Here is a 22,539-nt window from a genome sequence, read left to right on the forward strand (position 1 = left end):
ACGGCACCGTCGTCCGGTTCGACGGTGCCAAGGAATTCGCGAACCTCCAGGTCGGATACGACCCCGCGCAGCGGTGGGTGCTCGTGTTCGCGGTCACGATGATGACCGGACTACTGGTGTCCCTGGTCATCACACGTCGCCGTGTCTGGTTCCGGGTCCACCCCGGCGAGCGCGGTCTCTCGCCAGTGGACATGGGTGGCCTGGCTCGCACCGATCACGCCGGCTGGGGACCGGAATTCCAGACCCTTCGGTTGAAGATCTGGCCGCACACGCAGAGCCCGTCCGAGAACCACGACAGAGAAACGGTGTAGCACCATGCCGATCGACGACACCCTCGCCCGGTGGAGCGACATCAGCTTCGAGACCGCCTTCGTGGTCTATCTCCTCGCCGCGATCGCATTCCTCGCACAGCTCGCAACGACCCGTAGCGCGGAACTGCACAATACGGAGCGACTTCGTGCTCGGATCATTGCTGCCACGTCGACGACGCCCGGACGCATTCCCGACGCACCCCGGCGAGTTCCATCCGAACGTTTCGGGCGTAGCGGACTCGGGCTGGTGATGGTGGCACTGACCCTGCATATCGGGTCGATCATCCTTCGCGGGATCGCCACCGGCAGGCCGCCGTGGGGCAACATGTACGAATTCGTCTCGGTCACCTGCGCAGCAGGTGTAGTCGCTGCACTGGTGGTGCTGCGCTCGACGCAGCTACGCACCCTGTGGTTGTTCGTTCTGGTGCCGACGTTGATCCTGCTGTTCGTCGCCGGCACCGTGCTGTACGCCGACGCAGCACCGGTGGTACCGGCACTGCAGTCGTACTGGCTGCCGGTGCACGTCTCCATCGTCTCGCTCGGCAGCGGGGTGTTCCTGATCTCCGGGGTTGCGAGCATACTGTTCCTGATCCGCATGAAGCATCCCGAGGACTCGGGCAGCCGCGTGAGCCGGATCGCAGCCCGCCTGCCCTCCGCGCAGACACTGGACATCGTGGCCTACAAGACCACGATCTTCGCCTTCCCGCTCTTCGGCGTCGGCGTCATCCTCGGCGCTATCTGGGCCGAAGCCGCGTGGGGCCGGTTCTGGGGCTGGGATCCGAAAGAAACGGTCTCCTTCATCACCTGGATCGTCTACGCCTCCTACCTGCACGCCCGCGCCACCAGCGGGTGGCGCAACACCCGCGCAGCATGGATCAACATCGCCGGATTCGTGGCGATGCTGTTCAATCTGTTCATCATCAACATGGTCGTCTCCGGCCTGCACTCCTACGCAGGCCTGAACTGATGACCGCTATCTGCCTCTCAGCGCGTCCGTACGGTCCTGCGGAATGGGCATCGGCGACATCGGTCCCGCCTCGACCCGGCCGGTGTTACCGGCCGGGTATCGCCCCGACCACGATCCTGGAGCAGCGATCACGATCCGGATCACCTGACCCCAGGATTCGCGCCGATCATGTTCTACCGCCGCAGCTTTCACCATCGCGGCGTGGTTGAGAGCATGCAATCACGGATAGTGCTGCGAGAGGATGTGTGTTCGTTCGAGGTGGTGCCAGCGCACCTCTGTTGTCGATGCCGCTGCTGCTGGGGTCATGTCGATCCCGTAGAGCCTGCATGCAGTCCGATCACCGCCCGCAGGTCTCTACCTTCCCTGACCGAGTTCGCTTCGCGCGGGAGTCGATGTGCAGCAGGTACATCCATCCGAGCACCCGGAGCTGCTGCCGTCGTCTGCTCCGATCGCCGAGGGTGACGGTGCGGTGGTGGCGGCCAGTAGGTTCCCAGATGCGAGAGGCGCAGCGTTCCTCGGCGTCGGGGCCGGAGCGCAGCAGGCATCCTCGAAGGCCGCTGCGGGTGCGATCGTGACATTGAGGGCACCGGATGCCGTAGGCGGTGGGACGAACCCGTCCAACGGTGTGGTGCGGGCGGCACGAATCGCATTGGCGATCACCAGGACTTCGGCGAGTTCGTGGACGAGCACCACAGTCGCCAAACCGAGGACGCCGGTGGCAGCCAGTGGGACGAGCACGCCGATGATCGCGATCGACAGGGCGATGTTCTGGACCATGATGCCGCGGGCATGCCGAGCGTGGGCCAGCACCTGCGGTAGATGCCGGAGGTCTTCCCCCATGAGGGCAACATCGGCGGTCTCGATGGCAACGTCGGTTCCCATTGCGCCCATGGCGATACCGACATCTGCGGTCGCCAAGGCGGGAGCGTCGTTGATGCCGTCGCCGACCATGGCAATCTTGCGTCCGGCCGCGATGTCGGCGAGCAGGGCCGCTTTGTCCTCGGGCAGTAGTTCGGCGTGGACGGCGGTGATACCCGCCTGGGTCGCCAGGGCCTGCGCAGTGAGTGCGTTGTCGCCGGTGAGCATCGCAGTGTCGATACCGAGCGCGGTGAGTTGGCGGACAGCCTCGGCGGCCTCGGGCCGCAGTTCGTCGCGGACGGCGATCGCAGCGATCAGGACTCCGGCGCGTTCGACGAGAACGACTGTGGCACCGCTGCTTTGGAGACGAGCGACGTCGGCGCGGAACTCCTCGGAGCTGGGGTGGGTGTCGAACCAGCTCGGTTTCCCGAGCCTGATCGCGGCTCCGTCGAGGGTGCCGGTCAGGCCGTGCCCGGCGATGGCAGTGACATCATCGGCTGCCGCGACGGTCGATACGGAAGCGAGGATGGCGCGGGCGAGTGGATGCTCGCTGCGCGCTTCGAGCGCAGCAGCAACGGCCAGCGCGGCGTCGCGGCCGATTCCCGCAGCGGTGACGACGTCGACGACCTCCGGTCGTCCTGCGGTGAGGGTGCCGGTCTTGTCCACGGCGACGACGCGGATGCGGCCCAGCTCTTCTACTGCTGCACCGCCTTTGATCAATGCCCCGTTGCGGCTCGCAGCCCCGATCGCCGCCACCACCGACAGCGGCACCGAGATGGCCAACGCGCACGGTGATGCCGCGACCAGGACCACCAGTGCGCGTTCGAGCCACAACATGGGGTCACCGAGCACCGCACCGACGCCGGCGACGAGGGCGGCGAGAATCATGATCGAAGGCACGAGGGGACGTGCGATCCGGTCCGCGAGCCGCTGGCCGGCCCCTTTGCGGTCCTGGGCCTGTTCGACGATGCGGACGATGCGCGCAAGCGAACTCTCCGATGCCGGCGCGGTGACGGTGATCTCGATGGCTCCGCCGCCGTTGATGGCACCGGCATGCACCTCGTCGCCGACACCGGCTTCGATGGGCACGGACTCGCCGGTGATCGCGGACACGTCCAGATTCGTCGAACCGCGTGCGATGGTGCCGTCCGTGGCAGCTCGCTCGCCCGGTCGCAGCACCATGGTGTCCCCGATCACGACATCGTCGGGGGGCAGGGCCTGCTCGGTTCCACCGCGCAGGACCGACACTGTCGGCGGCACCAAGGACAGAAGTGCGCGTAGTCCGCGGCGGGTCTTGGTGACCGCGTACTCCTCGAGTCCCTCGGCGACGGAAAACAGGATGCCGAGCATCGCGGCCTCGGGGATCTGGCCCAATGCGATGGCACCGAGGAGCGCGATCGTCATCAGCGTGCCGACACCGATGCGGCCGTGTCGCAGATTTCTCACCGTCGCGGGAACGAAGGTGACGGCCGCGATCGCGGCAGCGATCAGACCGCCGACGGTCGCGACCGCATCGGCACCCGTTCGACCGAGCAACCACGATGCGGCGAGGATGATCGCGGCTACCGATGCGAGTTGCAGCTCGCGGACCTGCCACAACCTCTGGGGTACGTCGGTCGGAGCCGGACCTGCCGTGCCCGTACCGTCGGCGGCCGGTTCGGTGGTCGGCGCAGCGGGGGTCGGTCCGCAGCACGCGTCAGCCATGATCGACCCCGGTGAGATCAGCGGTGGCCGAGGCGGTGGCCAGTGGCTCGGTCAGTATCGAGAGCAGTCGGGCGCCGCGATCGGTGAGCGAATACATGACCAACTTTCCCTCTCTGTTCGATGTGACGGCGTCCGCGGCTTTGAGTTTGCGGAGATGGTGGGAGACCAGCTTCTGGCTCTGTCCCACGATCCACGCAACATCGCAGCCGCACATCTGCCCGCCGGCGTTCAACGCGAGCGCGATGGTCAGTCGGGTGGGGTCACCGAAAGCTCGGGCAGCGTCGGCGACCGGTTCGATATCGCCGAGAGCAGGCAAGGCTGCGCGCACCCTCTCGGCGTGAGGGAGGTCCATACACAACAGATCGCACGAGTCCAAAGGTTCCAAGGCCATGGGCACAATCTAACAATCATGCGATCGTCAGGGAAGACCTTTCGGTCGACGTTCGTACGATTGTTAGTCTCACAACGGGTCGAAACGCCCATATCGGGCCCGTTGATCAGTCCGAACGAGTCGAGAAGGTAGTTGTATGAGCCGAGCGTTGAAGATTTCCCTGTCCCTGGTGGTCGTGTTCGCCGCCGCGTTGGCTGTATTTCTGGTGGTGGACCGATCGGGCACGCCGGATGCTGCCGCCGCCGAGCAGGCCGCCGCCGACCCTGCCTCGATCGCGGTGCGCGAGAACAGTCATCGGTTGAACTCGGTGCCCGACGGCCGGGTCACGTTCGTGGAGTTCCTCGACTTCGAGTGCGAGGCCTGCCGGTCTGTCTACCCAGCGATCGAACAATTGCGTGAGGAGTACGGCGACCGGGTGAGCTTCGTGGCCCGCTACTTTCCCATCGCCTCGCACTTCAATGCCGAACGCGCCGCACGCGCTGTCGAAGCCGCAGCACAGCAGGGCGGCTTCGAGGACATGTATCAGCGCATGTACGAGACGCAGGCGCAGTGGGGCGAACAGCAGGTTCCGCAGGACGAGTTGTTTCGGAGCTTCGCCGTCGAGCAAGGACTCGACATGAGCGCCTTCGATGCCGCTTACACCGACCCTGCGACGCTCGAACGCATCGAGGCCGACGTCGCCGACGGGATCGCGCTCGGCGTCCAGGGCACCCCGACGTTCTTCCTCAACGGCACCAAGATCGAACCCACCACCTACGGAGACCTCACCGATGCCCTCGACGCTGCACTCGGCTGACCGCGCAGCCGCTCTCACCCGACGCAGCGGACCGTTCGCCCGAAGCCTGCCCTGGCTGCTGCTGGTAGGAGGCGTGATCGGACTGGCCGCCGCGTTCGTACTCACGGTAGAGAAGTTCGCCCTTGCGCTCGATCCCGCCTACGCCCCGACCTGCAGTATCAATCCGGTACTCAACTGCGGATCGGTGATGGACACCCCGCAGGCGTCTGCGTTCGGATTTCCCAATTCCCTTCTCGGGATCGCGGGCTTCGCCGTCGTGGCGGCAGTGGGTGCCGCCCTGCTCGCCGGAGCCGTGTTCGCGCAGTGGTTCTGGAGTGCACTGCAGGTCGGTGTCACTGCTGCTGCGGTCTTCGTGCACTGGCTGATCGTGCAGAGCCTCTACGACATCGGCGCGCTGTGCCCGTACTGCATGGCGGTGTGGGCGGTCACCGTACCGATCTTCTGGTACGTCACGCTGCGCAACCTCGACCGCGGGGCTCCGAGTGCGGGCCGGCGGCAGTGGGCGGGAGTGTTGATGCGCAATCACTCGATTGCGCTGACCGTGTGGTTTCTCGTCCTCATCGCCCTGATCGCGCAGCGTTTCTGGTCGTACTGGTCCACGCTCCTATGATCCGCGACGTACCGTTCGCCCCTCTGCCGATCTCTCGAGAAAGAAGGTCACGGCGATGACGCGCGGCTGGTCGATCGTCATGCTCGTCGTTGTCGTTGCATCGATCGTCGCACTGTGGCCCCGCTCCGGTGGCGTCGAGGGCGGCCCATCCGACGTCATCGCCAACAATGTCGCGCCGGTCGGACCCGAACCCACACTGTCCCGCCCGCCGGATGACGCGGCACGAGCAACAGCGCTACCGCTGTGTCCGCAGCCGGTGCCACACGAAGGTGGGCCGCTGGCGGGAGTGATGGCGCGCTGCATCGGCAGTGCCGACGATGTCGATCTCGTCGACGTTCTCGGCAGCGAGGTGACGCTGATCAACCTGTGGGCATCCTGGTGCGGCCCGTGCCGCACCGAGATGCCCGTAGTCGATGCCTACGCCGCAGAACCCGACGCGATCCCAGTCATCGGAATCAACGTCGAGGACCGACCCGCGGACGCGGCCGCGCTGCTCACGCAACTGGGCATCCGCTATCCGAACTACATCGACGGCGGCAGCGTCCAGGACGCGCTCTCGGCACCGCCGGTCCTTCCCCTGAGTTTTCTCGTCCGCCCGGACGGAACGATCGAGCGCATCACCGACCCGACAGTGTTCGAGACGACAGACCAGATCCGCACTGCAATAAAGGACTTCACCTCATGACACGTTTCCTACCCGTGTGGGTCGGTACTCGACGACAAGGCGGCACGCCCACCGCGGCAATCGGATCGATTCTTGCCGTCGTACTACTGATCTCCGGATGCTCCGCTGGTGCCGACGCTGCACCGTCCGGCGGGAGCTTCGACTTCGTCGCGCCCGGTGGCCGAACCGACATCGTCTACGACCCTCCCGAAACACGCGGAACCATAGGCGAGCTCGCCGGCCCCGATCTGATGGAGGAGGGCAAGACGACCGCTCTGGCGGACTACGACGGAAAGGTCGTCGTGATCAATCTCTGGGGTCAATGGTGTGGCCCCTGCCGCGGCGAAGCCGACGACCTCGAAGAGGTCTACGAGGCCACCCGTGAGCGCGGTGTGCAGTTCCTCGGTATCAATGTCCGAGATCCGCAGAAGGACAAAGCGCAGGACTTCGTGGTCGACAACAACGTCACTTACCCTTCGATCTACGACCCCTCGATGCGGACGCTGATCGCCCTCGGCGGGAACTATCCGACCAGCGTCATTCCCTCGACGCTGGTACTCGATCGCCAGCACCGGGTGGCCGCGGTCTTCATGCGAGCCCTGCTCACCGAAGACCTGCTTCCCGTCGTCGAACGGATAGCCGCGGAATGACGACTCTTCTCGCCCAAGACATCGGGTCGACGTTCCAGAACGCGGCATCGAGTGGGCCCCTACTGCTGGCGATCGCGGCATGCATGCTCGCCGGGTTGGTCTCGTTCGCCTCACCGTGCGTGGTGCCGCTGGTGCCGGGATACCTGTCCTACCTGGCAGGCATCGCCGGCGCCGACGCCCAATCAGCCCGCGACGCCCAATCAGCCCGCGGCACCCAATCGGCCTGCGAGGCTCAGTCAGCCGATGCCCGGACACCCAGCACCGCGACCGCCGGTACGTCGTCGACGGGTCTCGTGAATCGCTGGCGTGTGGCCGGTGCAGCGTCGTTGTTCGTCGCCGGGTTCACCATCGTCTTCGTCCTCGCCACAGCCTCGGTCTTCGGAGTCATCGGCACCTTGCGCATCAACGAGCAAGTACTCCAACGCGTGGGCGGGGTCATCACGATCATCATGGGTGCGGCGTTCATCGGGTTGATACCCGCACTGCAACGCGACACCCGATTCGCACCCCGGCAGATCTCGTCCCTTGCAGGAGCGCCGCTGCTCGGTGGGGTGTTCGCGCTCGGCTGGACGCCGTGCCTGGGTCCGACCCTTGCCGGCGTGCTGTCCGTGGCGGCAGGCACCGAAGGTGCAACCGCAGCCCGCGGGGTCACTCTCATCGTCGCGTACTGCCTGGGACTCGGCCTACCGTTCGTCGTTCTTGCGTTCGGTTCGAGTTCGGCGATGCGCGGTGTGGGGTGGCTTCGGAGGAACTCTCAGAGGATCAAGGTGGCGGGCGGTGTCATCATGATCGCCGTCGGCATCGCACTGCTGACCGGGGTGTGGGGGTTGTTCATCGCCTGGATCCGCAACGAATTCGTCAGTGCAGTGATCCTGCCCATCTGATCGTGATGTCGCCGAACCGCCACGCCGCATTGCATTGTTCGGGAGGCCGAACTATATTTTCAGGGTTCTGACATATTGTTGGTGCCGGAGGGTGTGGTCATGTCTGTGCTGCAGCGCCGATCGTCTCGGCCGCCCTCGAGGTTTCGGTCTGGCCTCGTTCTGCTCGGTCCTGCTTTCGTCGCCGCGATCGCCTACGTCGACCCCGGCAATGTCGCCTCCAACGTCAGCGCCGGCGCGCAGTTCGGGTACCTGCTGGTCTGGGTGATCGTCGCCGCGAACGTGATGGCCGGCCTCGTGCAGTTCCTCTCCGCCAAACTCGGCATCGTCACCGGAATGACACTGCCCGAAGTGGTCCGCGAGAAGTCGAGCAAGAGTGTGCGACTGGCATATTGGGGGCAAGCAGAAGTGGTCGCCATGGCGACCGACCTCGCAGAGATCGTCGGCGGTGCGATCGCTCTTTACTTGCTCTTCGACCTGCCGCTCCTGATCGGCGGCCTCATCACCGGAGCCGTATCGATGATCTTGTTGCTGGTCCAGGATCGCCGGGGCCAGCGCCCGTTCGAGTTCGTGATTCTCGGTCTACTCGGTGTCATCGCCGTCGGATTTCTTGCCAGCGTCGTCGTGGAACCGCCATCGTTCACCGCCGCTGCCGCCGGGTTGATTCCGCGGTTCGACGGCGCGGAAAGCGTATTGATAGCCGCCGCTATGCTCGGTGCGACGATCATGCCGCACGCGGTCTATCTGCACTCCGGCCTTGCACGTGACCGGCACGGACACCCCGAGGCAGGGCCTGTCCGGCAGCGGTTGTTGCGGATCACCCGGATCGATGTCGGGTTGGCGATGCTGCTGGCCGGTGCAGTGAACATGTCGATGCTGCTGTTGGCGGCCTCGACGCTGGGAGGCCGAGAGGGCGTCGATTCCATCGAAGGAGCTCACACAGCAGTAGGAGACACTCTGGGGCCGGTGGTAGCGCTGCTGTTCGCGGTGGGCCTGCTGGCCTCGGGCCTGGCATCGACATCGGTCGGGGCATACGCCGGCGCGATGATCATGGACGGCCTACTACGTCAGCGCATTCCGATTCTGGTGCGACGACTGGTGACACTTGTTCCCGCACTGGCAATTCTGGCCGCGGGGGTCGACCCCAGTCGGGCACTGGTCGTCTCACAAGTCGTCCTGTCCTTCGGTATTCCGTTCGCGCTCATTCCCTTGGTGCGGTTCACCTCGGACCGCATCCTGATGGGCGGCGATGTCAATCACCGGATCACGGCATACGCGGCATGGCTCATCGCGGGAATCGTCGTCGCACTCAATGTCGCGTTGATCTATCTGACCGTCGCCTGACTGCGCGCGGGTGGACAAGTCCAGCATGCGCTTATTTCAGGACGATGACCACGCGTAGCGCGTCGACGGACGTCCGGGTCATCGAGTTTCTGCTCGAGGGTGCGGTCAGGGTGCGCCGTTGCCTGCCGTGGTGGGCTCGTGTTGGCTTTTTTCATCGGTATGGAAAGTGATCAGATTGCCGTCGGTGTCGACAGCTGCGAACTCCGTCGTTCCCCAGTCCGTCGAGACGGGACGACCCGCGTCTGCGGGATGGAGCACTCCCGCGCGGGACATCTCGGCGTAAAGGTCGTTGATCTCGTCCACGGCGATGCGGCAGCTGGCTGTGCCGGCAAGGAACGTCTCGGCTCCGCTGCATACCGGCCATGCCGCAGGGTCTGAACGGGTATTCCAGCTGTCGTCGTCGGCGGCCCACAAGTGGATCTCGACGTCGTCGCGGGTAAGTCTCGCGAAAGTCGGGTCGGTGTACCGGGTCGTGAAGCCGAACGCGCGGACGTATATCTCTACAGCGGTGTCGATGTCTCGTACCGGCAGCGCAGGTACCACTTTCGACATGCCCATAGGCAACACTAACGCCGACGAGCCGGAGTAGGAGCCGAACCCACATCAATTGCTGGCGCTCAGTGCATTCGACTTCTGACACAGTGAACGCGACTCCTGAAACTGACAGGCCGACCGAGCGACCAGCCGCTGGATGGTGTCAAAAACGTAGGCTAAACCTTGGCGTGTCAGAACCATTGAATAGATGAGTTGTGGCACAGTTGACCGCTGTGGGCCACAAATACGGGTACGCCAGGGTCTCGACCGCTGAACAGAACCTCGATCTACAGAGCGACGCGCTGAGAGCTTTCGGTTGCGAACGTATCTTCACCGACACTGCGAGCGGGTCCACCACCACCCGGCCGGCGTTGACGGAACTGCTCGACATTCTCCTGCCCGGTGACGTGCTCACAGTCTGGCGACTCGACCGGCTCGGCCGCAACCTTCCCCATCTCATCGAGCTCATCGCAGACCTCAAGGCCAGGGGAGTGGCGTTCGCATCGGTCACCGAACAGATCGATACCACCACCGCCGGCGGAGAACTCATCTTCCACATCTTCGGTGCACTCGCCAGCTTCGAGCGACAACTTCTCCGCGAACGCACACACGCAGGCCTCGCCGCAGCCCGCGAGCGAGGGAAGGTCGGCGGTCGCCCACCCGCGCTCACGGTCACTAAGAAGCGGGAGGCAACCCGAATGCGTAACCAGGGCAGAACGATCGGAGATATTGCAGAAGTGTTGGGAGTCAGTAGGCGCACGCTGTATCGGCACTTCGAGCAGGCTGCGCAGAGACCCGTCACCCTCAATTCGACATCAGGAGCAGAACCGAAGTGATCGATCGAGTAACTGACGCCGACTACCAACTGCGTTGGCCGAGAGAACTTTTCGTACAGGAGGCAGCAAGGCTGCTCAATCTACGGTCTGAGGGTAATTGGGACGACCGCTGCAAGATGCTGCTCCGCGACGCGTTCGTCGACTTTCCGGCGTGCGGGCCCCTGGACGACCTGAAGGAGCTTCCTGAGACTCTAGGCCCGGAATGGGGAGAGAAGCCTCTCGACAAGGTCTTCTCACGTCGACATATGTTCCTCCGTGACCTCATGTCGCAGGCCGACCAGCTCAACGAAGATCCGCCGGCCAGACGGCCGCTCTGGCGAGAACGCCACGGCATCACTACGTCCGCAGAGTCGGCCGCGACGTTCGATGCGCTGGTGGCCCGATATGTCGACCTGGTCAACGACCTGGACACCCTCTGCTACTTCGACCGAATCTTCACCAAGGACTGCGTCGACGATCAACGAGGTAAGCAGCCTGAGCAGTACCTGTATCAAAACTTGACTGTAGATCTGGCGTGGCCGCTCGACTCGAGTGTGTTGATCGACGATCGCGATCTGTTCTACGACGTGGTCGAAGTTCTACACGACGCGGCCGCCCGTCCCCGCGACGGATACGACCACGCCTACTGCGAATGCGGCTGGCATGGAAAGCAATTCGACTCGACAAGCGGACGCGCCGTCTATCGCTGGCGCGTCAACAAACTTTTCGACCGACACGACGTCAGGCTCCGCCTTGCCGAGGACGGTGCCGAAGAAGGTCGTCTTGTCACCACCACGGACGACGCACGCAACGACCTGATCGACACGGCGACCAGTAGGACCACGCCCAGCGTCGATCGCGTCCAACACGGCGTGGAACAGTTCCGCAGACGAGGTGCCACCCGAAACGACAAACGAGCGGCCGCCAGATCCCTGGCCGACGTCCTCGAATCACGCCGCAAGAACGTCCTGGCCGACGCCCTGACGAAGACCCATGCCGGCGAGCTGTTTCACATCGCCAACAAGTTCGACATCCGCCACCACACGGAAGATCAAAAGGCCGACTACCCCGACTACTATCTCGACTGGATCTTCTGGCTCTACCTCGCCACGATCGAACTCACGAACAACATCATCGAAGACCAGCAGGATGGGGCGACAGCGCCCTGACGTTCGGCCGTGGGCACGGGGCTCGCGATCCGGGTGTCGATTTCGCCGCCCCCGCGCGGAGCCATTTAGGCCCACCGGGAACCAACGCTTGCCCTGTCAGGTGCCACGGTGAAACAGCTTGATATTCATCCGTTGTAATCGCATGCTGGCAGTTGTCCGAGGCAGTAGCCGAGGAAAGCGGTTCGTGTAGGAGGTCTCCGGAGCGTAAGCACCCTTCGTGGGCAGCTCCACCTAGACGGTTTCCAGCCTTGCGCGCCCATCACGACACAAAGGCTCGATCTCTTCCGAGATCGGGCCTTTTGTCATGGCACCCGTATCTCGGTGATTCGGTGTTTGATGGCGTCTTTGTATATACCTCCTCTGCCCCAGGCCCATGCGTGTACGTCAGGCAGTGCGAGCATGGGGTTGTTCATACTCGCCGGCTCGTGGTCGTACGTCATGTCAGGGCTCGGGCCAAGCGCGTGTCGGATGACCTGCCGGTCCTTCGGGTCCTGGTCGCACGACTCGACGACCACGCGAGCGACGTCCATGCCGTTCAAATCGAGAAAGGCGCTCCTGAGCGCCATATCGCGCGCTTCGCGCTCCGAGCACCTCTTCTTCACCACGTAGATCCTGCTGTGCGCCTCTAGCTGGGCTACAGTCGAAACGATCTTCATTCTGTCGGCGCCACGAACGTTCTTCATGTGTAGCCGAGCTGCACCGTTGGGTCGCAGCGACTTCATCGTGGTTCGGTATTCCGCAACGTCACCTTCGATCACAGTCACCGCGCACAGCATGAACCCACTGTTGGGTCGCTTCGATTCGTCGATGTACGCATGACGAATCACCTTGGGTTGCTTCATACGTCGGCCTTCTTGGGTCTACGCACTCGTTTCGCAGCTTCGGTTTGCAGGGCACGGCGACGGGTCGTGCTGAAGGGATCGGCCAGCGCGCGATGGTAGACCTCACGCAGGAGGCCGGCGGGGAGCCGGGCAGAGGCAGTCCTCTGGATATGGACCAGCAAGAGCTTCTCCTTGCTCAGCTCGAGGTATCCGCGCTCGGCAGTGCGTTCGGAGATACCGTAATAGCGCTGCGCACGATCGACGGCCATCTCGAAGGCCGGCTTCCCTTGGGTCTCCTTCAGCATGATCAGCAACATGGCTTTGCCTGGAAGCTTGAGCCGATCGATGTAGCCGTCGTTCCAGAATTCGTGTGGAATCGTGAAATAAGGACCATCTTGGATCGGACCCGATGGGGCATCGTCGGCGCGCGCCCCAGGTCGAGTCCACGCCTGGCCGGAACCGTCCTCTCGGAGAGGGGTCAGTACTGTCGTCAACCCCCGACGTGTTCGTGTTATCAGCCCCATGTCGTCGAGGACTCGAAAGGCCTTCGATGCCGTCGTGACGCTGCAATGGGTGCGGCTGCTCAGAATGTTTGCCCAGGCCCCCAGCGGCAGGGGGTCCTCCTCGGTCAGAATCGGTTGCAGGGCATACAGAGTGAGGAGTGCATCGAGCGCTCTTTCTTGCCTGTTGGTCACGAACAGAGCAAGGGATGAGGAACGATCGGTGGGACCGGGATCCTTCTGCACAAACACGTTTCGGACGGGAACATACCCGCGGCGCGCGCCATCCAGAAGGATGCGCCGAGCCTCGTGGGGGCTGGGGGGCACCTCGTCCTTGAGGCTGCCGAACGGATCGTCTGTCATTGCATGAACGCTACCCGTTTCGGCGTGCACCCCTGTTACTTCCTGTAACCCTCGATTGTCTTACCGGGTGCCATGGTGAGACACCATGAAACTTCTACTGAAACTACTTCTGAAACCGAACATGAAACTACTTAGGACATCTAGAGCCAGCGGCCACCAGCAGTACTGGAGTCGGATGACGGATCTGACGCCTAGGAACTCATCAACCCCAAATCCGAGATTTCCCACTGGGTCGCCGGAGTCGCGCGAGCACCGAGCAACATGCGTGCGAAGACAAGCTTGTGTGTAGGGCCGGGCCACCCTGCGGGCGTCCACCGAATCGAGCTCCGCTGCGCTCCGTCCTATGAAAAGAGTTCTTGTTTTCCTTAACGTCATTGCCGGGCATCACCGGGCCGCGGACGTAGGTTCTGGATGCCTGGGGACGCCGGGTATGGCTATCTTTTTTTCGCTGTTCGGATGGCCGGAAGGGAATGGCCGCCCGGCGTTCTCGACGACTCGACCGCTCATTGAGAGATGCGACGCGATCGCTGATTAAGGACACGACGGGGATGTCGTCCACCAGGTACTCCATATGTGACCGACGATCGAGGGGGAACGCTGTGCAAGACGTGGGGTGGGTATCGATGCGGGCAAGACGCATCACCATGCCGTGGCGATCGATCATGAGGGACGAACACTGTTGTCACGGCGCGTGGTGAACGGGCAACCCGAACTGACCGACCTCATCGACGATGTCGGAGCGCTGGCCGCCGGTGGGCCCATCACCTGGGCTGTGGACTTGAACAGCGGAGGCGCGGCACTTCTGATTGCGTTGCTCCGCGTGGGAGGTCAATCTCTGCTCTATATTCCGGGCCGGATCGTTCATCACGCTGCTGCGGGATACCGAGGCGACGGCAAGACCGATGCCAAGGACGCGGCGATCATCGCGGACCAGGCCCGGATGCGCCGAGACCTGCTCCCGATGCGGGCCGACGACGAAATCAGCGTCGAGCTGGCCCTTCTGACCTCACACAGAACTGATCTGATGCGCGATCGCACGCGCACGATCAACCGACTCAGAGCTCTTCTCAGCACCTACTTCCCAGCCCTCGAACGTGCTCTCGATCTGAGCAACGTCAAGGGCGCACTGATACTGCTGACAGGGTTCCAGACACCGGAGGGCATCCGTTCGCTCGGAGCCCCAGCATTGGAAGCGTGGCTACGAAACCGCAAGGCATACAACGCCACTGAACTTGCCAGGCTGGCCACCGAGGCCGCACTGTCACAAGTGGTGCGGGTGGCGGGCCAGTGTGTTGCCGCCGCGGTTGTCGAAACGCTCGCTCACTCCGTGCTGGACCTCAACCGTCGGCTGGCCGAACTGGACAAACAGATCGAGCAGACGTTTCGGCGCCATCGCAGCGCCACCGTCATCGAATCGATGCCCGGGATGGGTCCGCTACTCGGCGCAGAATTCCTCGCAGCCACCGGCGGCGATGTGACAGCGTTCGGCACTGCAGACCGCCTCGCGGCGGTCGCCGGACTCGCGCCCGCGCCACGGGACTCGGGACGGGTCAGCGGCAACCTGCGCCGGCCACGCCGATACGACCGAAGGCTGCTGCGGGTGGCGTACCTGTCGGCGCAACTGAGTGTCCGATCCTGTCCGGCGTCGAAAGTCTTCTACGACCGCAAACGAGCCGAAGGCAAACGTCACACGCAGGCGGTGCTGGCTCTCGCGCGCAGGCGCTCGAACGTGCTGTGGGCCATGCTCAGAGACGGAACGACGTATGACGACCGGTCAGGAGCGCCCCCGCACGCTGAAGCGGCCTGACCGGACTCCCGGCATGCTGAACGCCGCGAGGCCAGCAGCGGATACGGCGATCACACCGAGAACGAGAAAGGCGTGGGAGTAGCTTCCGGTCCACTCGGCCAACACCGCGCCGCCCCACGGGCCGAATGCCATCGTGATCACGATGGGGGCATTCATGATTCCGCCGAGGTGCCCGTAATGAACCGGACCCCAGCGGTCGGTGATTGCGGTTGCCTGCACGAGGGTGAAGATGCCCCGCGCCAATCCGGCCCCGACGGCGAGGAAGACGAGGGCGAGTGTGCTGGTGGCGAGCCCGAGCAGTGCGGTGGTCAGGGCGGTAGCGGCGATGACGGAGACGGTGCGCCCCCGTGTGCCCGTGAGGCGTTGCAGCGGCAGGTAACCGAGCCGACCGAGAACTTGACCGGCACCGCCGAGGCCGAGGGTTGTAGCGGCGAGGGTGGCGTCGACGCCGCGCTCGAGGAGCAGCGGAACGAGGTTGAACACCGCAGCAAACGATGCGAACGCCGCAACGGACAGTGATGCGGTAAGGACGAGGAAGGGTCGGCTGCGGCTGATCGCGGACCTCGACTCCGGCGGCGCTGCATGGACGCCCGGGTGGGCAGGTGGCCACGATCCACGTAGACCGAACGCGTGCGAGGGAACCGTGACAACGAGCAGGAAGGCGGCGAGCACCACATAGGTGCTGCGCCAGTCGAATCGGCCCATCAATGCGGCTGTCACCGGCGCGAACACAGTGCTGGCGAGGCCGGCTGCGAGAGTAAGGATCATCAGGGCCCGCACTCGATCACCTCCCCACCATCGGGTCAGGGCGGCGAACGCCGGTGGGTAGAGCACTGCGCCCATCGCGACGCCTGCAACCACCCACCCGATGTAGAACACCGGCAGTGACGGTGCCGTAGCGATGACGATGACAGCAGGGGCGGCGATGATCGAGCCGGTCGTCATCACCCATCGCGGGCCGTGGCGGTCCAGAACCCGGCCGACAGGGATTCCGACCAGTGCCGCGACGAGTTGGCCGACGGTGAACGCCGCGACGATCGATGTCGTCGACCATCCGGTATCGGCCGAGATCGACGGTGCGAGAACAGGAAAGGCGTAGTACAGGATGCCCCAGCTGGTGATCTCGGTGACGCACAACGCGCCGAGCACCCGTCGCCGACCGGGGTGCTGCGCCTCGGTCGGCGACGTGTCGGCGGTAGTGTTAGTCACGCATCGGTGCGCCGAGAGTGATCAACTCCGGTGCCGCCGGAACTCCGCAGCACCCACCGGTCGAGGGTGCGTCGGGGTCGTCGAACAGTCCCGCACCTCCGCACACACCCGTATCGGGCAGCGTCAGTTGCACTGTCCGGGCACCGTCGTGATCACCGGCGAGCTCGGCGGCGATGCTGCGGACCTGCTCGTACCCGGTCATTGCGAGGAACGTCGGTGCGCGGCCGTAGCTTTTCATCCCCACCAGATACAGACCCGGCTCGGGCTGGGTGAGTTCTTCGACGCCGTGCGGGGACACCGATCCGCACGAGTGCATGTTCGGATCGACCAGTTCCGCCACGAATCTCGGGGCCTGCAGGGTGGGGTCGAGGTCCAGGCGCACCTCGGACAGCCACGACATGTCCGGCCGGAACCCGGTCAGCGCCACGACACGGTCGACGTCCTCGATCCGTGCGCCGCTGTCACCGATGAGGGTGACCTGGTCACCCTGCGGCGCGACCTCTTCGGTGCGGAATCCGGACACGACGGTCAGGTATCCCTCGTCGACGGCCTTCTTCGCTCGCAGGCCCAGTGCGCCGCGGGCTGCGAGCTCGTCCGCCTCGCCGCCGCCGAACACCTCCGCGGTGACTCCGCGCCGCACCGCCCAGGTCAGCGTCGTGCCGGGGTGTCGGGCAGCGAGTTCGGCGAATCCGATGATCGCGGTCAGTGCGGAGTGTCCGCTACCGGCGATGACGATGTGCTTGCCCGCGTAGTCGGGCAGCACAGCCGGATCGAGGAGATCGGGGACACGGTAGACGATCTTGTCTGCCGCGGTGCGTTCGCCGATGGCCGCAAGCCCCTCGCTGCCCAGTGGGTTCGGTGATCCCCATGTTCCGGAGGCGTCGACAACTGCGCGGGCGAGGATGCGTTCCTCGGTGCCGTCGCTGTGGCGGACGTGCACCGACAGCGGTTCGGTGTCGCGCCCGGCGTCGACGACGCGGTCGCGGCCACGACGTGCGACGCCGACGACCTCGCAATCCGTGCGCACTGCATCGCCGAGAGCAGCGGCGAGCGGGGCGAGGTACTGCTCGACCCATTCGCGCCCGGTGGCGTAGGTGTCGCCGTCCGGCGCGGTCCATCCGGTGGGCTCGAGGAGTCGAGCGGCGGCGGGGTCTACGACTTCGGACCACGGGGAGAACAGGCGCACGTGGTTCCACTGTGACACCGCAGCTCCTGCGGACGTGCCACGTTCGAGCACGACGACGGCGGAGCCGGTTTCGGTGAGGTGCGCGGCGGCGGCGAGCCCGATGGGTCCTGCGCCGACCACGACGACGGGGTAATCGGTCATGAGATGTCAACCTTTCCTCGGTGGAGCTGAGAATTCAGAGCGTCGCGTTCGGTGGTGGGCGATGCATACGAACCGACGTTTGCGTCACCATCTGCACTGCGTCCCAGTGTGGTACGAGGGGCGGGTGTAGGACGCGTCGAATTTGCTCACGCCCTCGACGACCATCTGTTGGATCAACGCGGCGGCGATCCTGCGTCCGGTCATCGTGTTGTTTTCCCGTCTGCCGTGACACCGAGCCGCGAGGCGAGGTCGTCGACGCGGGCAGCGATGTCATCGCGCACCAGCCGCATGCGCTCGATACCGTCGATGCCGCGTTCGGACGGCTCGTCGGTGTCCCAGTTTTCGAACCTCGGGCCGTCGACGACGTCGACCTCGGCTTCGCTGCCGAGGGTGATGACGTAGTCCATCCGCGCCAGCAGTGCCGGGTCGATCGGCTTCGGCTGTTCGCCGGTCAGGTCCACTCCGACCTCGAGCAACGATTCCGCGGACAGCGTGTTCACGCTGCTACCGGGTTTCGTGCCGGCGGAGTGCACCTCGACCGTGCCACCTGCAGCTGCGCGCATCAGCCCGGCGGCCATCTGCGATTTGCCGCCGTTCTTGACGCAGACGAACAGGACGCTGGGAGTGCTCATCGGATTGACCCGGACCGGGAAGGAACGAGTTCGGCGATCAGGTCACGGACTAGTTCTTCGATGCGGTCACGGATCGGGCGGACGGCATCGATGCCTTTGCCCGCGGGGTCGGGCAACGCCCAGTCGCGATAGCTCACGCCGGGAAAGACTGGGCACGCGTCACCACATCCCATGGTGATGACGACGTCGGAGGTTTCGACGGCGTCGGGGGTCAATATCTTCGGGGTCTGTGCGGAGATGTCGATACCCATCTCGGCCATCGCGGCGACTGCGGCAGCGTTGACGGTGTCGGCGGGAGCGCTCCCGGCAGACCGTACTTCGACGGCGTCACCGGCGAGGTGGGCCAGGAAGCCGGCGGCCATCTGGGATCGGCCGGCGTTGTGGACACAAACGAACAGCACACTGGGTGTGTCGGACATCGAAGAACCCTTCGGTCGGTCTCGGTGTGGGTGTCAGGCGGGAACGGGCGTCGTCAGCTCGCTAAGCAGTTGGCGCACGCGGGTGTCGAGGTCGTCGCGGATGCGGCGCACCTCGTCCAGCGTTTGGCCGTCGGGATCGTCGAGTTCCCAGTCGAGGTAGCGCTTTCCGGGGTAGACGGCACATGCGTCGCCGCACCCCATCGACACCACCACGTCGGCGGCCGCGACGACGTCGTCGGTGAGCGGCTTGGGGAACTCGGCACCGAGGTCGATGCCCATCTCGGTCATCGCCTCGATCACGGTGGGGTTGATCTCGTGCGTCGGTGCCGATCCGGCGGAGCGCACGTGCACCCGCCGTCCGCCGTGGTGGGCGAGCAGCGCAGCCGCCATCTGGGAGCGGCCGGCGTTGTGGACGCAGATGAACAGCACTTCCGGGACGTCTTTCGGTGCAGCGCCCTGTGATTGCGCCAACGCGGTGAGGCGGTCGGCCGCAAAACGGCCGGCCAGGGAGGTCAGGTGTGTGTGAATCTTCGCGGTGCGGCGCAGCGCGGTGTAGGACTCGAAGACGTACCGTTCGACGGTCTGCGGGGAGAACACACCGGTGTATTTTTCCGACAGTTGCTCCGCGGTGCGGCTCAGAACGGCTTGGGGCATGAGCAATTCGGGTTGTGCGCGGTGCTCGGACATCAGGACTCCTTTGTCACTGTGGTCACGGACGGGCTGGGGGTGAAGCGCTTGCGTAGAGCGAGTGAGACATAGACGAGGCCGACGAGCACCGGCACCTCGATGAGTGGTCCGACCACACCGGCGAGAGCCTGCCCGGACGTGGCCCCGTAAGTCGCGATCGCCACGGCGATCGCGAGTTCGAAGTTGTTGCCCGCCGCTGTGAAGGCCAAGGTGGTGGTGCGCTCGTAGCCGAGTCCCATCGCGGCGCCGAGGGCGTAACCACCGCCCCACATCACCGCGAAATACACCAGCAGCGGCAACGCGATCCGAACCACGTCCAACGGCTGTGACGTGATCCGATCACCTTGCAGCGCAAAGAGAATGACGATGGTGAACAGCAGTCCGTAGAGCGCCCACGGGGCGATGCGGGGGATGAACTTGCTCTCGTACCAGTCGCGGCCTTTGGCACGTTCGCCGAAGAAGCGGGAGGCAAACCCGGCGACGAGCGGAATGCCGAGGAAGATCAGCACCGACTTCGCGATCTGCCACGGCGAGGCTTCGATGGTGGTCTGGTCCAGGCCCAGCCACCCCGGCAGGACAGAGAGGTAGAACCAGCCGAGGACGGCGAACATGAACACCTGGAACACCGAGTTGATGGCCACGAGCACGGCGGCGGCTTCGCGGTCGCCGCAGGCGAGGTCGTTCCAGATGATGACCATGGCTATGCAGCGGGCGAGCCCGACGATGATGAGACCGGTGCGGTACTCGGGAAGGTCGGGTAGGAACAACCAGGCGAGTGCGAACATCAGCGCGGGACCGAGGATCCAGTTCAGGACCAAAGATCCGATCAGCAGTCGCTTGTCGCCGGTTACCTTGTCCAGGCGGTCGTAGCGCACCTTCGCCAGCACCGGGTACATCATGATCAGCAGACCGATCGCGATCGGCAGCGAGACACCGTCCACCGAGATCGCGGAGAGGGCGTCGTTCATCCCAGGAATCAGCCGCCCGAGCAGCAGGCCGATGACCATGGCCACGCCGATCCACACCGGAAGGTAGCGGTCGAGGGTGGAGAGCTTGCCGACGACGGCTCCGTCGGTGTCGGTCGTGGTGCTCATGCGGTCACCAGCGTCGCATCGTCGTAACTGGGGTCGGCGGCACTCAGGACTGACGAGAGCTGTTGCAGTGCAGTAGGTATCACCCAGTAGTAGACCCACGTTCCGCGGCGTTCGCAATCCAAGAGTCCCGCTTCGCGCAGCACCTTCAGGTGATGGGAGATGGTGGGCTGAGAAAGATCGAATTCGGGGAGGATGTCGCAGACGCAGGCTTCACCGCCGTCGTGGCTCGCGACCACGCTCAACAGGCGCAGGCGGACCGGGTCTCCGAGGGCCTTGAACATGAGGGCGAGGTCACCGGCCCAATCGGCGGTCAATGCCTCGCGGGTGAGGGGTGAGCAGCACTCACCGGACGCGCTGGTGGGGATCGGATGGTCTTGGATCGACATCCATCTATATTGATACTTCTCAATCCAGCCGTCAAGTGAACATTCGGTGACCGAGGTGCACACGGGTAGTCGTGCTCTCGGTGCCGCGCCACCTCCGGTGTCGTCCAATCGGAACGGCCTGCGGCCGTGCTTGACAAAACCTATTGAGATTCCCTTCTGGCCTTCCGATTTTGACCGGCGGTGACCTCCGCGCAACCGCCGGCGTCCGCTGCGCTCCCGGCCGAAGGGCTCCGCAAACTTTTCACAGACGCCTCCGGCTGAAAACTTTCCGGCCCGACCATTGCACTCCGGCCCCCTCATACCGGTCCAACTCTCCCCTGCCAGAACGGCAAAAAAATTGGCGGGCCACCCGGTTCGCCACGTTGAGCAGGGGAGCGCGAGATGCCGAAGACCACCGCCCAGAAAGCCCACAGCAGCACCGACACCGACAACTACGGCGCAGTGGTCACCCACACCACCGCCACCATCGTCGGACGCCAGAAAGCCGTGGTCAACGTCCACGCCGCCGCCACCGACGACGCCCAGATGATCGTCACCTTCAACCGCCTGATGATGACCTTCCGCTCCGCCGCCGCCGTCCACGCGTTCATCGCCGGACTGGCCGACGCCCGCACCCTCATCGGCCGCATCGACAACCAGGCACCCCAGCCCGGGGGACCGGGCGACGACTACGCCCGCGCCGCCATGTCCGTCGTCTGGATCGCGCCACCGGAAACCGCCGTCACCCCACGCGAGCAGTACGTTCCCGCACGGCGGCGCACCATGCACTGGGTCGAGGTCCACATGGGACCGGTGACCTGGCGCATCATCGACCGCCTCGGCTACGTCACGATGCTCGACGAGCTCCGAAACGTGCACCGGATGGCCGTCGCGATCTTCACCGACGGCGACCAGTACCTCAGCGACCCGACCACCCTGGCCGACGCATTCGACGACGCCGAACGCGAACACCAGGAAGACATGGCAGCCCCCTGGCGTCGACGCCTCTAAGACGCCCTCAGTCGCTCGGCCCCGGACCCAATACGGGTTCCGGGGCCGAGTCGCATCCATCCACAGTCAGATCGTCTATCCCCAGATTCCGGAAAATGCCTGCGCATCGCGGACCTCGCTGGCGCTCGGTACGCGATGCTGGAAGCCGAACCCACTTTCGCGCCGCCAACTCACCCACCCGAAGGAACACACCACTGATGATCACCTGGACCGTCACCACACGACCCGACCGTCGACCCGAAACCATCACCGCTGCAGGAGCAGAACCAAGCCTCGACGCAGCGAAACGCGCCGCCGCCGATGCCGTCCGCTACGCCCTCCTCGACGCACAGGCCCACGCAGACGCCAGCCCCACCAACACCCCACCGACCTATCTCGTCACCATCGACGGAGCCTGTGCCCTCATCGTCAGTCTCGGAGCGTGCCGACCCGGCAACTACGCCGGAGTCCTCGACAACCTCGAACACTTCGACGGCACCGCGACCCACCTGCTTTACCTATAGACAGACCAAGGGGCGCAGACCTGAACGCGTTGCGAGAGAACAACTCTGTCGGTGCTCACTGCCATAGTCACTGTCATGCGCATCAGAACGACGCAAGGCCCCTTATT

General features: G+C 64.6%; 25 protein-coding genes and 1 pseudogene. 13 read left to right on the forward strand and 13 right to left on the reverse strand.

Annotated elements, in window-relative coordinates; all coding sequences use genetic code 11:
- Both MTX34_RS24460 and ccsB read left to right on the forward strand, forming a co-directional pair.
- A partial coding sequence (locus MTX34_RS24460) for a cytochrome c biogenesis protein ResB (protein ID WP_243597143.1) occupies positions 1-311 on the forward strand: 311 nt, incomplete at its 5' end.
- Between the two features lie 4 nt (positions 312-315).
- The gene (gene ccsB, locus MTX34_RS24465) at positions 316-1,278 is read left to right on the forward strand and encodes a c-type cytochrome biogenesis protein CcsB (protein ID WP_032373342.1); all 963 of its coding nucleotides are present in this window, start codon (positions 316-318) and stop codon (positions 1,276-1,278) included.
- A gap of 6 nt (positions 1,279-1,284) precedes the next feature.
- Here the strand turns inward: ccsB and MTX34_RS24470 are convergent.
- From MTX34_RS24470 to MTX34_RS24480, 3 genes and pseudogenes are all read right to left on the reverse strand, one after another.
- Positions 1,285-1,584 (reverse strand): annotated as a pseudogene (locus tag MTX34_RS24470) (DUF3703 domain-containing protein).
- Positions 1,585-1,632: 48 nt separating this feature from the next.
- Positions 1,633-3,840: a cation-translocating P-type ATPase gene (locus MTX34_RS24475; RefSeq protein ID WP_032373341.1), complete on the reverse strand. Its 2,208-nt coding sequence runs from the start codon at positions 3,838-3,840 to the stop codon at positions 1,633-1,635.
- Positions 3,833-4,231, reverse strand: coding sequence for a metalloregulator ArsR/SmtB family transcription factor (locus MTX34_RS24480; RefSeq protein ID WP_032373340.1), 399 nt, complete (start codon positions 4,229-4,231; stop codon positions 3,833-3,835). The genes MTX34_RS24475 and MTX34_RS24480 overlap by 8 nt, the downstream gene beginning before the upstream one ends.
- 136 nt (positions 4,232-4,367) lie before the next feature.
- Between MTX34_RS24480 and MTX34_RS24485 the strand changes: the two genes are divergently transcribed.
- From MTX34_RS24485 to MTX34_RS24510, 6 genes are all read left to right on the forward strand, one after another.
- Positions 4,368-5,027, forward strand: a complete 660-nt coding sequence (locus MTX34_RS24485; protein ID WP_008720127.1) for a thioredoxin — start codon at positions 4,368-4,370, stop codon at positions 5,025-5,027.
- Positions 5,002-5,637: a vitamin K epoxide reductase family protein gene (locus MTX34_RS24490; RefSeq protein WP_008720128.1), complete on the forward strand. Its 636-nt coding sequence runs from the start codon at positions 5,002-5,004 to the stop codon at positions 5,635-5,637. Before MTX34_RS24485 ends, MTX34_RS24490 begins: the two co-directional genes overlap by 26 nt.
- A 55-nt stretch (positions 5,638-5,692) precedes the next feature.
- Positions 5,693-6,322, forward strand: a complete 630-nt coding sequence (locus tag MTX34_RS24495; protein WP_008720130.1) for a TlpA disulfide reductase family protein — start codon at positions 5,693-5,695, stop codon at positions 6,320-6,322.
- Complete coding sequence (locus tag MTX34_RS24500; protein ID WP_080733221.1) at positions 6,319-6,951, forward strand: TlpA disulfide reductase family protein; 633 nt, start codon at positions 6,319-6,321, stop codon at positions 6,949-6,951. The genes MTX34_RS24495 and MTX34_RS24500 overlap by 4 nt, the downstream gene beginning before the upstream one ends.
- Positions 6,948-7,835 carry a cytochrome c biogenesis CcdA family protein gene (locus MTX34_RS24505; protein WP_032373339.1) on the forward strand — a complete coding sequence of 296 codons (888 nt, stop codon included), beginning with the start codon at positions 6,948-6,950 and terminating at the stop codon, positions 7,833-7,835. The genes MTX34_RS24500 and MTX34_RS24505 overlap by 4 nt, the downstream gene beginning before the upstream one ends.
- A gap of 99 nt (positions 7,836-7,934) precedes the next feature.
- Complete coding sequence (locus tag MTX34_RS24510) at positions 7,935-9,176, forward strand: Nramp family divalent metal transporter (protein WP_008720147.1); 1,242 nt, start codon at positions 7,935-7,937, stop codon at positions 9,174-9,176.
- 105 nt (positions 9,177-9,281) lie between these two features.
- Here the strand turns inward: MTX34_RS24510 and MTX34_RS24515 are convergent, their stop codons facing one another.
- Positions 9,282-9,728 carry a VOC family protein gene (locus tag MTX34_RS24515; protein ID WP_197077431.1) on the reverse strand — a complete coding sequence of 149 codons (447 nt, stop codon included), beginning with the start codon at positions 9,726-9,728 and terminating at the stop codon, positions 9,282-9,284.
- Between the two features lie 197 nt (positions 9,729-9,925).
- Here MTX34_RS24515 and MTX34_RS24520 point away from each other — a divergent pair, with 197 nt between their 5' ends.
- Both MTX34_RS24520 and MTX34_RS24525 read left to right on the forward strand, forming a co-directional pair.
- Positions 9,926-10,546: a recombinase family protein gene (locus MTX34_RS24520; RefSeq protein WP_374640444.1), complete on the forward strand. Its 621-nt coding sequence runs from the start codon at positions 9,926-9,928 to the stop codon at positions 10,544-10,546.
- 116 nt (positions 10,547-10,662) lie between these two features.
- On the forward strand, positions 10,663-11,694 hold the full coding sequence (locus MTX34_RS24525) for a hypothetical protein (RefSeq protein ID WP_243611098.1): 1,032 nt from the start codon (positions 10,663-10,665) through the stop codon (positions 11,692-11,694).
- A gap of 302 nt (positions 11,695-11,996) precedes the next feature.
- On the opposite strand, the gene MTX34_RS24530 is transcribed toward MTX34_RS24525, so the two are convergent.
- Positions 11,997-12,458 (reverse strand): hypothetical protein, encoded by a 462-nt coding sequence (locus tag MTX34_RS24530; protein WP_243611099.1) that lies wholly within the window; start codon positions 12,456-12,458, stop codon positions 11,997-11,999.
- A 74-nt stretch (positions 12,459-12,532) separates the two neighbouring features.
- A complete protein-coding gene (locus tag MTX34_RS24535; RefSeq protein WP_243611100.1) occupies positions 12,533-13,378 on the reverse strand; it encodes a hypothetical protein in 846 nt (281 codons plus the stop codon).
- Between the two features lie 613 nt (positions 13,379-13,991).
- Here MTX34_RS24535 and MTX34_RS24540 point away from each other — a divergent pair.
- A complete protein-coding gene (locus tag MTX34_RS24540; protein ID WP_243611101.1) occupies positions 13,992-15,185 on the forward strand; it encodes an IS110 family transposase in 1,194 nt (397 codons plus the stop codon).
- On the opposite strand, the gene MTX34_RS24545 is transcribed toward MTX34_RS24540, so the two are convergent.
- From MTX34_RS24545 to MTX34_RS24575, 7 genes are all read right to left on the reverse strand, one after another.
- Complete coding sequence (locus MTX34_RS24545; RefSeq protein WP_243611102.1) at positions 15,153-16,394, reverse strand: MFS transporter; 1,242 nt, start codon at positions 16,392-16,394, stop codon at positions 15,153-15,155. The two genes, MTX34_RS24540 and MTX34_RS24545, sit on opposite strands and share 33 nt — an antisense overlap.
- Positions 16,387-17,721, reverse strand: coding sequence for an NAD(P)-binding domain-containing protein (locus MTX34_RS24550; RefSeq protein WP_243611103.1), 1,335 nt, complete (start codon positions 17,719-17,721; stop codon positions 16,387-16,389). The genes MTX34_RS24545 and MTX34_RS24550 overlap by 8 nt, the downstream gene beginning before the upstream one ends.
- 200 nt (positions 17,722-17,921) lie before the next feature.
- Positions 17,922-18,353: a low molecular weight phosphatase family protein gene (locus tag MTX34_RS24555; RefSeq protein ID WP_243611104.1), complete on the reverse strand. Its 432-nt coding sequence runs from the start codon at positions 18,351-18,353 to the stop codon at positions 17,922-17,924.
- Positions 18,350-18,772: an arsenate reductase ArsC gene (locus MTX34_RS24560; RefSeq protein ID WP_037154295.1), complete on the reverse strand. Its 423-nt coding sequence runs from the start codon at positions 18,770-18,772 to the stop codon at positions 18,350-18,352. The genes MTX34_RS24555 and MTX34_RS24560 overlap by 4 nt, the downstream gene beginning before the upstream one ends.
- 33 nt (positions 18,773-18,805) lie before the next feature.
- A complete protein-coding gene (locus MTX34_RS24565) occupies positions 18,806-19,459 on the reverse strand; it encodes an arsenate reductase ArsC (RefSeq protein ID WP_243611105.1) in 654 nt (217 codons plus the stop codon).
- Positions 19,459-20,553: an ACR3 family arsenite efflux transporter gene (arsB, locus tag MTX34_RS24570; protein ID WP_243611106.1), complete on the reverse strand. Its 1,095-nt coding sequence runs from the start codon at positions 20,551-20,553 to the stop codon at positions 19,459-19,461. Before arsB ends, MTX34_RS24565 begins: the two co-directional genes overlap by 1 nt.
- Positions 20,550-20,939 (reverse strand): helix-turn-helix transcriptional regulator, encoded by a 390-nt coding sequence (locus MTX34_RS24575; RefSeq protein WP_243611107.1) that lies wholly within the window; start codon positions 20,937-20,939, stop codon positions 20,550-20,552. The genes arsB and MTX34_RS24575 overlap by 4 nt, the downstream gene beginning before the upstream one ends.
- Positions 20,940-21,320: 381 nt before the next feature.
- On the opposite strand from MTX34_RS24575, the gene MTX34_RS24580 reads away from it, so the two are divergent.
- Positions 21,321-21,929, forward strand: coding sequence for a hypothetical protein (locus MTX34_RS24580; protein ID WP_243611108.1), 609 nt, complete (start codon positions 21,321-21,323; stop codon positions 21,927-21,929).
- 197 nt (positions 21,930-22,126) lie between these two features.
- Entirely contained in the window at positions 22,127-22,432 is a 306-nt protein-coding gene (locus MTX34_RS24585) for a hypothetical protein (RefSeq protein ID WP_243611109.1), read from the forward strand.
- The last annotated feature ends 107 nt before the right edge of the window (positions 22,433-22,539 follow it).

The organism is Rhodococcus sp. ARC_M5, assembly GCF_022810405.1.
GTDB classification, from domain to species: Bacteria; Actinomycetota; Actinomycetes; order Mycobacteriales; family Mycobacteriaceae; genus Rhodococcoides; species Rhodococcoides navarretei.

Coding starts and splice junctions, on each gene's coding strand:
- ccsB (WP_032373342.1), top strand. CDS start 316: ATGCCGATCGACGACACCCTCGCCCGGTGGAGCGACATCAGCTTCGAG.
- MTX34_RS24475 (WP_032373341.1), bottom strand. CDS start 3,840: ATGGCTGACGCGTGCTGCGGACCGACCCCCGCTGCGCCGACCACCGAA.
- MTX34_RS24480 (WP_032373340.1), bottom strand. CDS start 4,231: ATGGCCTTGGAACCTTTGGACTCGTGCGATCTGTTGTGTATGGACCTC.
- MTX34_RS24485 (WP_008720127.1), top strand. CDS start 4,368: ATGAGCCGAGCGTTGAAGATTTCCCTGTCCCTGGTGGTCGTGTTCGCC.
- MTX34_RS24490 (WP_008720128.1), top strand. CDS start 5,002: ATGCCCTCGACGCTGCACTCGGCTGACCGCGCAGCCGCTCTCACCCGA.
- MTX34_RS24495 (WP_008720130.1), top strand. CDS start 5,693: ATGACGCGCGGCTGGTCGATCGTCATGCTCGTCGTTGTCGTTGCATCG.
- MTX34_RS24500 (WP_080733221.1), top strand. CDS start 6,319: ATGACACGTTTCCTACCCGTGTGGGTCGGTACTCGACGACAAGGCGGC.
- MTX34_RS24505 (WP_032373339.1), top strand. CDS start 6,948: ATGACGACTCTTCTCGCCCAAGACATCGGGTCGACGTTCCAGAACGCG.
- MTX34_RS24510 (WP_008720147.1), top strand. CDS start 7,935: ATGTCTGTGCTGCAGCGCCGATCGTCTCGGCCGCCCTCGAGGTTTCGG.
- MTX34_RS24515 (WP_197077431.1), bottom strand. CDS start 9,728: ATGTCGAAAGTGGTACCTGCGCTGCCGGTACGAGACATCGACACCGCT.
- MTX34_RS24525 (WP_243611098.1), top strand. CDS start 10,663: ATGCTGCTCCGCGACGCGTTCGTCGACTTTCCGGCGTGCGGGCCCCTG.
- MTX34_RS24535 (WP_243611100.1), bottom strand. CDS start 13,378: ATGACAGACGATCCGTTCGGCAGCCTCAAGGACGAGGTGCCCCCCAGC.
- MTX34_RS24550 (WP_243611103.1), bottom strand. CDS start 17,721: ATGACCGATTACCCCGTCGTCGTGGTCGGCGCAGGACCCATCGGGCTC.
- MTX34_RS24555 (WP_243611104.1), bottom strand. CDS start 18,353: ATGAGCACTCCCAGCGTCCTGTTCGTCTGCGTCAAGAACGGCGGCAAA.
- MTX34_RS24560 (WP_037154295.1), bottom strand. CDS start 18,772: ATGTCCGACACACCCAGTGTGCTGTTCGTTTGTGTCCACAACGCCGGC.
- MTX34_RS24565 (WP_243611105.1), bottom strand. CDS start 19,459: ATGTCCGAGCACCGCGCACAACCCGAATTGCTCATGCCCCAAGCCGTT.
- arsB (WP_243611106.1), bottom strand. CDS start 20,553: ATGAGCACCACGACCGACACCGACGGAGCCGTCGTCGGCAAGCTCTCC.
- MTX34_RS24575 (WP_243611107.1), bottom strand. CDS start 20,939: ATGTCGATCCAAGACCATCCGATCCCCACCAGCGCGTCCGGTGAGTGC.
- MTX34_RS24580 (WP_243611108.1), top strand. CDS start 21,321: ATGCCGAAGACCACCGCCCAGAAAGCCCACAGCAGCACCGACACCGAC.
- MTX34_RS24585 (WP_243611109.1), top strand. CDS start 22,127: ATGATCACCTGGACCGTCACCACACGACCCGACCGTCGACCCGAAACC.